At 26.7% G+C, this 12,786-nt stretch carries 9 protein-coding genes; all 9 read left to right on the plus strand.

Translation table 11 applies throughout. The features are described from left to right. The coding region (locus tag E5347_RS12095; RefSeq protein WP_207670484.1) for an N-acetylmuramoyl-L-alanine amidase at window positions 1–1,695 on the plus strand (1,695 nt) is incomplete at its 5' end. 112 nt (window positions 1,696–1,807) lie between these two features. After that, on the plus strand, window positions 1,808–2,518 hold the full coding sequence (locus tag E5347_RS12100) for a cytidylyltransferase domain-containing protein (RefSeq protein ID WP_136007487.1): 711 nt from the start codon (window positions 1,808–1,810) through the stop codon (window positions 2,516–2,518). 11 nt (window positions 2,519–2,529) lie between these two features. After that, a complete protein-coding gene (locus tag E5347_RS12105) occupies window positions 2,530–3,984 on the plus strand; it encodes a lipopolysaccharide biosynthesis protein (RefSeq protein ID WP_136007488.1) in 1,455 nt (484 codons plus the stop codon). A 123-nt stretch (window positions 3,985–4,107) separates the two neighbouring features. Then, window positions 4,108–5,964 (plus strand): polysaccharide biosynthesis protein, encoded by a 1,857-nt coding sequence (locus E5347_RS12110; protein ID WP_136007489.1) that lies wholly within the window; start codon window positions 4,108–4,110, stop codon window positions 5,962–5,964. A 71-nt stretch (window positions 5,965–6,035) separates the two neighbouring features. After that, window positions 6,036–7,748, plus strand: a complete 1,713-nt coding sequence (locus E5347_RS12115; protein ID WP_136007490.1) for a hypothetical protein — start codon at window positions 6,036–6,038, stop codon at window positions 7,746–7,748. Window positions 7,749–7,758: 10 nt separating this feature from the next. Further along, entirely contained in the window at window positions 7,759–8,751 is a 993-nt protein-coding gene (locus E5347_RS12120) for a GNAT family N-acetyltransferase (protein ID WP_136007491.1), read from the plus strand. Between the two features lie 17 nt (window positions 8,752–8,768). Then, window positions 8,769–10,208 (plus strand): polysaccharide deacetylase family protein, encoded by a 1,440-nt coding sequence (locus E5347_RS12125; protein ID WP_136007492.1) that lies wholly within the window; start codon window positions 8,769–8,771, stop codon window positions 10,206–10,208. A 37-nt stretch (window positions 10,209–10,245) separates the two neighbouring features. After that, window positions 10,246–11,679 (plus strand): O-antigen ligase family protein, encoded by a 1,434-nt coding sequence (locus E5347_RS12130; RefSeq protein ID WP_136007493.1) that lies wholly within the window; start codon window positions 10,246–10,248, stop codon window positions 11,677–11,679. 11 nt (window positions 11,680–11,690) lie between these two features. Next, a complete protein-coding gene (locus tag E5347_RS12135) occupies window positions 11,691–12,755 on the plus strand; it encodes a glycosyltransferase family 4 protein (protein WP_136007494.1) in 1,065 nt (354 codons plus the stop codon). Window positions 12,756–12,786: the final 31 nt, after the last annotated feature.

The following is a 12,786-nucleotide window of genomic DNA, read 5'->3' on the forward strand; positions in this document are numbered from 1 at the left end:
GATAGAAGTACAGATACATGGACAGTATTAAGTGATTGGAGTACAAAGAATACAGCAACATTTGTACCTAAGAAAGCTGGAAACTATAGTTTTGTAGTTCATGTAAAACATAAAAACAGTGGAACAACAACACAAGACTCATATAAGTCAGTAGATGTGAAAGTTGGTAGTGCTAAATCTAATGCTAAGTCATTAAGTGTTACTGGAGGTAAATATGTTGGATCCACATTAACTATGTCAGCAACAGCAGATCCAGCAGATAAGACATTATATAAGTTATGGGTAGCGGATAGAAGTACAGATACATGGACAGTATTAAGTGATTGGAGTACAAAAAATACAGCAACATTTGTACCTAAGAAAGCAGGAAATTATAGTTTTGTAGTACATGTAAAACATAAAAATAGTGATACCAAAACTCAAGATTCATATAAGTCAGTAGATGTAAATGTTCAGTATAAAAAATCGACTGTAAAAAGTTTGACTTTATCAGGGGGAAATGAAATAGGACAACCTATTACTATGACTGCAACAGCAGATCCTTCAGATAGTACTTTATATAAGTTATGGGTAGCAGATAGAAGCACAGATACATGGACGGTATTAAGTGATTGGAGTACAAAAAATACAGCTACATTTACTCCTAAAAAGAAGGGAAATTATTCATTTGTAGTTCATGTTAAGAATAAGTATTCAACTTCAAATGTTCAAGAAGACTATATGTCTAAGGATATTTTCGCTCATGAAAAGGATAAGGCTACAGCTATTTCACTAGATGTTACGGGTAATTATAAGGTTAACAATAAAATTTCAATTAATGCTTTAGCAGAACCTCAAAATAATGCTTTATATAAGATATGGGTATGTGATAGGGTTACAGAAACATGGACGTTGTTAAGTGATTGGAGTACTAATAAAACTGCTAGTTTTACACCTAAAACTTCAGGGACTTATAGTGTTGTAGTTCATGTTAAACATAAGAATAGTAAAGCGGAAAAAGATGATTATATTGCTAAGGATATATTAGTTAAACCAGATAAAACATTAATAGTAATAGATCCAGGGCATAATTATGGTGGAGATGCAGGAGCAGAATATAAGCATAATGGTGTTACTTATAATGAAACTATTTTAAATATGGAAGTAGCTTCGAAGCTTAAGAGGGAACTAGTTTCAAGAGGTTATGAAGTAGTAATGACAAGAGAAGAAAATGATAGGGATACATTACCTATGAGAGAAAGTTTAGCTAAGAGGGTTAAACTTGCAAATGATTTGAATGCGGATTTATTTGTTAGCATTCATCACAATACAGCTCCTGATGCCCCAACAGCAAATGGAACTGAAGTTTATTATAGCACAGCTGCACCAATTGCTGGTATTGCAGTAACAGATTCAGGGAAAGACATTGGTCTATTCCCAAAAGGTAATTTAGAAATTAAGGCTACTAACAACAAAATATCTGCAAGTAAGAAACTTGCAACAGATATGGTTAATAATATAGCATCACAACTAGGTTATACTAATAGAGGGGCTAAGGATGAGGATTTTTATGTAGTTAAAAATACGCTTATGCCTTCTGTATTAGTTGAGTGTGGATTTATTTCAAATCCAAGTGAAGCTAAGAAATTAGCAGATCCAAATAATCAATTAAAGTTTGCTAAGATATTAGCGGATCAAATACAAAAACAATTTTAAGAAAATATTAATAAAAGAGTAATAGTATTCTATTACTCTTTTATTTTTTTTATTATAAAATATATATGATATAATTAGTAATAGTATGCATGAAATAAAAAGGAGAATAATTATGAATATTGATATATTGGCTATAATACCAGCAAGAGGAGGATCTAAAGGTGTTCCTAGAAAAAATATAAAGAACATTAATGGCAAACCATTAATTAGTTATACAATTGAAGCAGCGAAAAAAAGTAAGTATATAAATAGGGTAGTGGTTTCTACTGATGATAGTGAAATAGCAGAAATTTCTAAAAAATATGGAGCTGAAATACCATGTTTTAGGCCTAAAACACTAGCTGGAGATGTATCGCCTACAGTAGATGCTGTAATACATATGATAGATTATTTGAAAAAAAGTGAAGGATATTTGCCAGATTATATAATGTTACTACAGTGCACATCGCCACTTAGAAACTACCAACATATTAATGAGGCAGTAGAAAAATTAACAGATACTGGAAAAAAAGCAATAATATCAGTGTGTGAAAGCGAAGTGAACCCATATTGGACAAATGTTTTTGAGGGAGATAATTTAATACCATTTATCAAAGATGGAATAAATTTTACAAGAAGACAGGATTTACCTGAGGTTTATAGAATAAATGGAGCAATCTATTTGATAGAAACAAAATTATTTTTAGAAGAAAGATCGTTTCAACCAAGTAATTTGACTGGATATGTAATGGATCCATATCATTCAGTAGATATAGATACTGAACTTGACTTTAAAATAGCAGAAGTAATAATAAGTGAATTATTAAAAGATGATAATAAGTAGGAGAATCAATAATGAGTAGTAAAAGAAACTTGCTGAAAAATTCAGGAATATATAGTATAGTACAAATTTTACAAAAGGCCATAGGATTATTTTTATTACCTGTATATACTAATTTATTATCTCCCAATGATAAAGGAATAACAGATGTAGTGCAACCTTTGGTAGCTTTTCTATCAATATTTTATACACTTTCATTAAACTCAGCTATAGTAAGGTTTTATGTTGATTATAAGGAAAATGATAAGAAATTAAAAGAATTTTGGGGGACTTGTATATCCTTTATTATATTAAATAGCTTAGTATTAACTATTTTACTAATTATATTTAAAGATATAATATTATTACCATTAGCTAAGGGGGTTAACTTTTATCCTTATATAATTTTAGGATTAATATCTATTACATTTAATCCCATATATACAATATTCCAAAGTACATTACAAGCAAGAGAACAAAGTACTACCTATGGATTGAATAATTTATTATATTTCATAACTAATTTAGGATTGAACATATTATTTGTTGTTGGATTAAGAATAGGAGCACTAGGAGTACTTTTAGCTTTAGCTATAACTGATACTATTTTTTTCATTTATACAATGATAAAATTTATTCCATCAATTACTCTAAAAATAAAAAAGAGCTATTTAGTTCAGGCAATGAAATATTCATTACCATTACTACCTCATACCTTATCTGGGTGGGCTGTCTCAATGATAGACCGTTTATTCTTAAATGGATATGAAGGCTTATCGTCACCAGCCATATATTCTACGGGATCTCAATTTGCAAATATAATTAATGTTATCACCGTAGCAGTGAATCAAGCTTATGTACCTTGGTTTTTCAATAAAATGAAGGATAAGGAAAAAAATGAAGAAGAAATAGTAAAAACAGCAGAGTATATTGTAGTTATTTATTGTTTTTTAGCTATGGGAATGTCTTTATTTGGCCCAGAAATATTTAAAATAATGGCCAGTGAAGCTTATTATGAGGGTTGGAAAGTAATCCCTATGTTAAGTTTCTCATTTGTTTTTAATGGAATATATTATTTTTATGTGAATCCTTTATTTTATAATAAAAAGGGTGTTAAATTTATTGCTTTAGGAACCTTTACTGGGGCAATATTAAATTCTTTATTAAATATGCTATTCATCCCTAAGTACTCAATGATGGGAGCTTCATTAGCAAGTTTAATATCAATGATAATATCCTGTTTATTAGTATATTTTATTTCTAAAAAGATTGAGCCTATAAAACTAAGTATAGTAAAGCTGTTTTTAATTTCAGGAGTATTTTTAATTGTATCTATGCTTTCTTTCGTAATAATTGGATTTAGCTTTTGGAAATCTGTTCTTATCAAATCAGGAATAGTGTTGGTAATTTTATTGATTTTGATGATTATTTATAGAAATGAATTTAAAAAATATATCATTTTAATTAAAGGTAGTATAAAGAATAGATAATTATAAGAATATCCTAAGCTTAAGATTTATAGACAATGTAGATAATAAGTAGTATAATTATTAGGAAATTAGAAGTAGATAAAATTGAATTAGATAAATGGTTACAGTATGGAGGTTATCCAAATGAAAAAATGGAGAATGCTGATATTAGCATGTGTTGATGTATTTCTAGTAAATATGGCATATTTAATTGTAATAAATATGACGTATTCAGATGAATTTAGAAAGATAGTTACAATATATAAGGATGATTTTATAATAGTTAGTTTAATTTATTTAATTAGCTTTTTCATTTTCAGAATGTATAACTCTCTTTGGCATTTAACTGGGACAGATGAATTTCTTCTTGGGGTTGGAGGTAGCGTATTAGCAGGAGTTGTATCTATTATTTATACTAGGTTTATAGGGAGTGTTATACCTTTAAATGTAAGTGTATTATCAGTAATATTAGTAATATGTTTTGTGCTTGGAATAAGAATTGCATATAGAGTATATAGAAGAATGTTAATATATATGCCTTATAAATATTCGCCAGATCAAAAAAGGGTAATGATAGTTGGGGCTGGTTCAGCTGGAACTATGATTATTAATGAAATATTATCTAGAAGGGATTTGAAATTAAATCCTGTTGTTCTTATTGATGATAATCCTTATAAGAAAAGAAAAAGAATTTCAGGTGTTAAAGTACAAGGAACAACTAAGGATATTCCTATGATAGCTGAAGAAAAGAGAATAGACTTAATAATAATTGCAATACCTTCATTAAAGAATGAAGAGAAAATGAAGTTGATAGATATCTGTAAGCAAACAAAATGTAAATTGCAAATAATACCTGGAATATATGAAATAATTTCAGGTAAAGCAAGTGTAAGCAAGATTAAGGACGTAGAATTAGAGGATTTATTAGGAAGAGATCCTATACTATTAGATAATGATGGCATATCTGATTATATAACAGGAAAAACAGTTTTAGTAACTGGTGGAGGAGGGTCAATAGGTTCCGAGTTATGTAGACAAATTGTAACCTTTAAGCCAAGTAAATTGATAATTTTTGATATATATGAGAACAATGCTTACGATATACAAAATGAGTTATGGTCTAAGTATCCTAATATATATGTTAAGACGCTAATAGGGTCTATAAGAGATGAAAAAAGATTAGAAGAGATATTTGATGAGTATAAAATTGATGTGGTTTTCCATGCAGCTGCTCATAAGCATGTTCCATTAATGGAAGATAGTCCAAAGGAAGCAATAAAAAATAACGTTTTTGGTACATTAAACTTAGCTAGGCAGGCCCACAATCATAATATTGATAAATTTGTTATGATATCAACAGATAAGGCAGTAAACCCAACTAATATAATGGGAGCTACAAAGAGGTTGTGTGAAATGATAGTTCAAGCAATGAATAAGGAAAGTAAAACCGATTTTGTATCAGTTAGGTTTGGAAATGTTCTTGGTAGTAATGGATCTGTAGTTCCTTTATTTAAGAGGCAAATTGCTGAAGGTGGTCCAGTTACAGTAACGCATCAGAATATAACTAGGTACTTTATGTTAATACCGGAAGCTTCCCAATTAGTTCTTCAAGCAGGAGCATTTGCAAAAGGTGGAGAAATATTTGTATTAGATATGGGAAAGCCTGTAAAGATATATGATTTAGCTTGTGATTTAATAAGATTATCTGGGTTTGAACCTAATAAAGATATAAAAATTAAATTTACAGGATTAAGACCAGGTGAAAAATTGTATGAAGAACTTTTAATGAGTGAAGAAGGCTTAGGAGATACTTCTCATAATAAGATATATATTGGAAAACCTACTTTTGAGAGTATGGATAAATTAATAATAAAATTAAATATGCTTAAAGAATTATTAAAAGAGGATAGTAATGAAAAAATTAAAGATATGATGGAAAATATAGTCCCAACATATCATAGGGTAGATAAAAGTGAAGTTGCTATCGATAAAGATAAATAAGTAATTGTTAATTTATAAGGAACTATAGTAATATAGTTCCTTATAAATTAATTAGAGAAAATGGAGGAAATATGATAGAGTTTTTGATTGATGATAATAATATATACATCTTAGAAAACGGAGAGAAAACTCCTATAGAGAAAAAGTTAATAGAATATAATTATAATTATGAGATAGATAATTTTATAAGTTCCATAGAGGAACAGAAGGTATCTAACATAGGTATTAAAGATATATATGTATATGATGAAATAGAAGTATACAACTTCGCAAGAGGAACTATATGTAATAATATAAAAAGCATATTAAATAAGTTTTTATTAATTGAGGCTTTAGTAAAGAAATATAAGGGTAATAAGTTAAAGGTATATACTAATGATTTAGTTTATAAATATATTTGTAAATCTATGTTTAATTTAATATGTGAGGATATAAAAGATAATATTGAAAATAGTAAGTCAGAGAGTAAATTTAATAAAAATAAATTAAAAAAAATTTTTAGGATAATAAGAGGATATAGATATCTTATTAAATATAAAATAAGTAAGAATAAAAAAGAAAATATTTTATTTATGACACATGCAAGTGATATTAATACAATAAAGATAAAGGATGAAGTAATTAATTATGATTGTCAATTTGGAGAATTAATAAATTCCTTTAAAGAAGAAAAGAATATATTTAGAATGCAATTCTTAAATAATGATTTAGTATTAGACAAGTCTAATAAAATAGGAAGGGACTTTTTCCCTTTTGAAGATTTTATAATTTTAAAAAAGACTATTTTTAAAATGAAATTTGATAATAAAAAGTTGAAGAATAATTTATCTATACTTAAAAATTTTAATTTTAATTTTCATAATTATAATTTATACGATTTACTTAATGAAATGATATTTATTAAAATGGAAGAAATTTTGAATAGCTATATTTATGAGATATATTCAGCAGAAAAACTAATAAAATTTTTAAAAATAGATAAAATAATATGTACAGATGAAGCTGATAGAGCTAGATGTTTGATTTATTCAGGAAATAAATTGAATAAGTCAACCTTTGCGATTCAACATGGAATAATTACTGAAGCATCAGTATCGTATTTTATTCCTACAGAAAACTATATTTATATTCCTAAGAAGACATTTGTATGGGGAGAGGAATATAGGGATAAGCTATTAAATGGAACAAGAGTTTATAATTTTGATAATGTCGTTGTTTCGGGACAGCCTAGAACAGATTATCTTTTTAAGAAGATAAATGATGGAGAAAAAAATAATAAAAGTGACAATAAGGTGAAAATATTATTCGCTACTCAATATGTTAAAGACCTATCTAAAGAAGCTACGGAACTTCTGTTTAGTAGCTTATGCAAGTATAATAAAGAATATGAGATAGTTATAAAATTACATCCTAATGATACATTTATTGAAATGTACCATGATTTAATTAAAAAATATAATATAGGTAATTATAATATAACTAAAGATATGGATATTTATGAAGCAATTATTTGGGCAGATGTTGTTATAAGTGTTCATTCAACAGTTAATCTAGAAGCAGCTATTCTTAATAAACCATCAATATGTTTATTATTAAGTAAATATTGGGACCATGGGAATTTCGTTAAGAACAATATTTCTAAAGGGGCAAAAAATACTGAAGAAGTATTAGAATTATTATATAATATTAACTGGGAAATAGATAGAGATTATATAAAAAGAAATTTTTATAAAATAGATGGATTAGTTGGAGATAGAATCAAGAGTGTAATTAATTCTTACTAAAGGAGTTTGTATGTGTAACAAAGATAAATATATTAAATTTTGTGAGCAAGTAAATATAAATATTTTTGCGCAGCCATGGTGGCTAGATGCTATCGTAGGTAGCGAAAACTGGGATGTTGTTTTAAATGATAAAGGTGGAAAAGTTATAGGTGCATTACCATATTCATTTGAAAAAACAAATAAAGGAATAATTATAAAAGAGGGGAAGCTAACTCAAAAGAGTGGTATATATATAGATTATCCTAAAAATCAGAAATATACTTCTAAATTATCTTTTGAAAGAAAAACAATAAATTCATTAATAGAAGAGTTAGAAAAGAAGGAAATTAGAAGTTACTCCCAAAATTTTGATTATTCTTTTACTAATTGGTTACCATTTTATTGGAAAGGGTATAATCAAACTACAAGATATACTTATGTAATAGAAGATACATCAGATTTTGAAAAATTATATAATGAAATTGATGCCACTACTAGAAATCTTATTAGAAAAGCAGAAAAGATTGTTAGGGTAGAAAAGGGAATAAGCATTGAAGAATTCTATAAGATTAACAATATGACCTTTGAAAGGAAGGGTATGAAAATACCATATAACATTGAATTATTAAAAAGAATAGAAAATGAGTGTAGTACTAGAAATTGTAGAGAAACAATTTATGCTATTGATGAAGAAAATAATATTCATGCTGCAATTTATTTAGTTTGGGATAAAGAAAGTATGTATTATTTATTAGGAGGAATAAACCCAGAATTTAAAGGTTCTAATGCTACATCATTATTATTATTAGAAGCCATAAAATTAGCCAGTAGCATGAAACTTAAATTTGATTTTGAGGGTTCTATGAATAAAGATATTGAAAAGTTTTTCAGCTCATTTGGGGGAATTCAAAAGCAATACTTCACTATAACAAAAGATTTTAAGTTTGATTTAAGAAAATCAATGGAAACTTTTATTTTAGGTGCTCCTAAGCTAAAAGGAATTATTAAAAAGGTTATTAAATAATAGTAGAGAGGTATTTTATGATCTGGATAGATATTAGAAATGATGAATATATACTTGAAAAGAAGTATACATTTGACTTGATTTTTTCGTCTATAGGAATTGAACATAGATTTTTAGATATAGATAGTAAAATAGAAAATGATGATTTAATTATTTATTATTCTCCTGAACTTAAAAAGAAATATTCAAATAATTATATTTGGATTAAAGAAAGTTTAAACTTATTTAATGATAATTATTTAAAGTTACAACCAAATTATAGTGTTAAAAAAATAGAGTTAGAAGAGAGTATTAAGTCAATCAAGGATATAATATCTATATTTTCTCAGGAAAATATAACATACCTTCAGGAAGATAATGGATTCAAAATGTTGGTGGATATAATATCTGATATATTTTTTATGGTAACAAGATATGAAGAAATTATATGTAAGGAAAAAGATTCTCATGAGAGATTTCAATTAGAAGAATCAATAGCATATAAGTTTAATTTTTTAAATAGACCAATTGTAAATGAGCAAATTGAGTTATTTTTATCTATATTAAGAAAGTTAGATGAAAAAATTGAAAAGAAAAATAGATGGTTAAATAAAGAGTTTGTATTCTTCTTAAGTCATGATATTGATTCAATATTTAAGTATAAGGACAAGATAATTAAAACTATTGGAATAAAAATCTTAAGAGAAAAAAATATAAAAGATTCAATTAAATTGATGTCAAATTCACTTAAGGTTTTGTTAAATAAAAAAAAGGATCCTTTTTGGACCTTTGATTATCTAGCTACATTAGAAGAAAAGTACAGTATAAATGCTTCCTACTATTTTATGTGTGGTGGTGAAACTGGGAAAGATAATTATTATAATATAAATAATAAAAACTTAAAGAATGTTTTTAAAAGAATAAAAGATAATTCTAGTGAAATTGGTGTTCATGGAAGTTATAATAGTTATAATAATTTTAATTTGCTAAATAAAGAGGCTGAAAAAATTAATGAATTTACTAACTTAGTAGGTATTCGTCAACATTATTTAAGATTTAAAGTTCCTGACACATGGAATATACAAGCTAAGTGTGGATTGAAATATGATACAACATTAGGATATGCTAAATATGCAGGATTTAGGGGTGGCGTATGCACACCATATAAACCTTTTGATATATTGAATAGAGAAGTTATTGATATATATGAAATACCACTAATAGTTATGGATGGAACAATATCTGAAGCTCAATATATGGGTTTAAGTCCAAATGAAGCTATTGAATATGTAAAACAAGTTATTGATAGAATTATAGAGGTTAATGGTGTGTTTTCTTTATTGTGGCATAATTCAAGTTTAGATAAAAATTCAGTGTGGAGTGATTGGATAACAGTTTATGAAGAAATAATAAAGTATTCTATAGATAAGAATGCATTAGCCATTTCTGGTGAAAAAATAATTGAGTTATATAAATAAAAACGGTTAATCTATAGAGGGAGTTGAATCAACTTAAATGAAGAAATTAAATAAGAATTATTATTATATTATTTTATGTTCAATACTTGAAATATTGACAATTGTTACGTTGTGGGGAACAGAAGCAAAATTAACTTTCTTAGCTGCTATATTAGGAATTCCCTTTATATTCTTTGTTTTTTGGTATATGGATAAATCCTATGAAAATACTATTTTGGCTGCATTTTTTAGTATTTTCTTATTACCACTAGGTGGATATATTTTTTTAAGATTAAACTTATTAGATGAACAATGGATTTTTTATACTGCATTTTATTTAATAATTTTATTTTTCCTTTTTAAAAATGGCCTTTTAAAAAGAATCAATATTAATAAAAATAAGATGAGTAATAAGTACATAAGAATATTATTATTTATCATGATAATAATAAATGCATTTTTTGCATTTAATAAACAAGTAGCAATTATGATTATATTATTATCATTTATTCCATTTATATTCTTGTTTTATGTTGTTAGAACATCGGACTTTGGTGATAATAAGATGTTTTATAATAAAATTTTAGAAGCTACAGTTTTGGGCTCATTAATTTCTATAGCACCAGATTTTCTTTATTATATGCTATCTTTATTAAAAGGGAGTACTGAAAAGCTATATGGACCTTTAGGCTCTAATGCTATTTTAGCATATTCATTATTGATGTTTATAATTGTACTAGCAAAGTGGGCTAAACAAGATGGAATAAAAAATAGATGGACTATTTATGTGATTTTATATAGTTTATCAATAGGTATTCAAAGATCAAGGGGTGCCTTAATTGCAATTTTTTTAACTTTTATATTATATCTAATTTTCAATATCAGAAATTGGAAAAAATATGGTGTTGTATTTTTAATAGTTGGTGTAATGGTATCAGGAAATGTTATGTCTAGGGCTGACGTAAATGATGAAGATACAATAAATGAAATTCAGACCATAATAGATAAGCCAAGTACTACTAAGAGCAATAAGATGACACAAGTTATAAAAAAAGTCATAGATTCTCAAAGCAGAACAAGACAAATTATTTGGAGTTCAGCAGTAGAAATATCAGAAGATTATCCATATATAGGAGTTGGATTAGGAAATTTCAAGTATTTCTTTAATGAGTATTCTGGAACTACTAAGTCATATATTGATGCACATAATTTATTGTTAAACTTCTCAGCAGAAATGGGATTACCATTTATGATTATTTCACTAATTTTAATAATTAAAATTGGTATAGATGCTCTAATTGCTTACTTTAAAACTAAGGGAAAAGAAAAATTAACATATTTATCATTAGGTGTACTAATATCAATATTCTTTGCTTATGGAAATTTAACGGGAATAGCATTTAATTTTACAGGAGAAATATATAGTTTTTCTAGTACTTTCATGATGTTATTTGGTTTGTTTTATATGGATTATATTAAGGAATTTATATAGAGGTGTAAATTATGAAAATTTGTTTTCTAGGAGACGCAGGAAGCATTCATACAAGAAGATGGATAGAATATTTTAGAGATACTGGAAATGAAGTACATCTTATTTCTTTTAGAAATGCTGATATTTCAGGGATAAAGTTCTATTATATGGGAGATTCAATAAATATTGATAGTGATGGTGGGAATAAAGCATATTTAAAAAAGGTTCCTAAGATAAGAAGTATTATTAAAGAAATTAATCCGGATTTAATAAATGCACATTATCTAACTAGTTATGGATTTATAGGAAGTTTAGTTAAAGGTAAAATACCATTAGTAGTTTCCACTTGGGGAACCGATATATTAGTAACTCCTAAAAAGAATAAAGCTTATAAATTACTAACTGAATATGTGTTAAAAAAATGTGATTTAGTTACTTCTGATTCAGATTATATGAGTGAAGAAATAGTTAATTTAAAAGCAGATAAAAATAAAGTACTTACTGTACCAATGGGGGTAAGTTTATCAGATATTGATTATAAGAATGTAAGTGAAAGCAGAGACAATATGTTTTTAAGTATGAGAACATTATGTGAAAACTCAAATGTAGAATGTATATTAGATGCTTTTAAAATAGTTTTAGAAAAATATAGTGACTCAAAATTAATAATTACTAATTCAGGCAGTAGTGAGAAGTCTATTTTAAATTATATAAATGAGTTAGGAATAGAAAATAATGTTGATTTCAGAGGATTTATAAATAGAGAAGAGTTATTTGATTTACTTAATAAAGGGTTAAGCTTTATATCAATACCTACATCGGATTCTACTTCAGTTACATTATTGGAGAGTATGATTAGTGGAAGTTTTCCGATAGTTTCTGATTTACCTGCTAATAGAGAATGGATTGAAGATGAGGTAAATGGTCTTATTTTAAAGGGGTTTAACTCTAAAGAATTAAGTGAACTTATGATAAGAACTATTGAAGATAAGAGTCTTGTGAGAAAAGCACAGGATACTAATAGAGAAATTATTAAAGAAAGGGCTATATGGGAAGATAATATGCAGATTGTATTAGATGCATATAGAAATTTATAAAATTAGAAAAGCTGCAATTATATAAATTAAT

Source organism: Clostridium sartagoforme (assembly GCF_004794105.1).
GTDB lineage: Bacteria > Bacillota > Clostridia > Clostridiales > Clostridiaceae > Clostridium > Clostridium sartagoforme_B.

What these genes read in the sequence shown, in the direction of transcription:
- E5347_RS12100 (WP_136007487.1), top strand. Translation starts at nt 1,808, where the DNA reads ATGAATATTGATATATTGGCTATAATACCAGCAAGAGGAGGATCTAAA.
- E5347_RS12105 (WP_136007488.1), top strand. Translation starts at nt 2,530, where the DNA reads ATGAGTAGTAAAAGAAACTTGCTGAAAAATTCAGGAATATATAGTATA.
- E5347_RS12110 (WP_136007489.1), top strand. Translation starts at nt 4,108, where the DNA reads ATGAAAAAATGGAGAATGCTGATATTAGCATGTGTTGATGTATTTCTA.
- E5347_RS12115 (WP_136007490.1), top strand. Translation starts at nt 6,036, where the DNA reads ATGATAGAGTTTTTGATTGATGATAATAATATATACATCTTAGAAAAC.
- E5347_RS12120 (WP_136007491.1), top strand. Translation starts at nt 7,759, where the DNA reads ATGTGTAACAAAGATAAATATATTAAATTTTGTGAGCAAGTAAATATA.
- E5347_RS12125 (WP_136007492.1), top strand. Translation starts at nt 8,769, where the DNA reads ATGATCTGGATAGATATTAGAAATGATGAATATATACTTGAAAAGAAG.
- E5347_RS12130 (WP_136007493.1), top strand. Translation starts at nt 10,246, where the DNA reads ATGAAGAAATTAAATAAGAATTATTATTATATTATTTTATGTTCAATA.
- E5347_RS12135 (WP_136007494.1), top strand. Translation starts at nt 11,691, where the DNA reads ATGAAAATTTGTTTTCTAGGAGACGCAGGAAGCATTCATACAAGAAGA.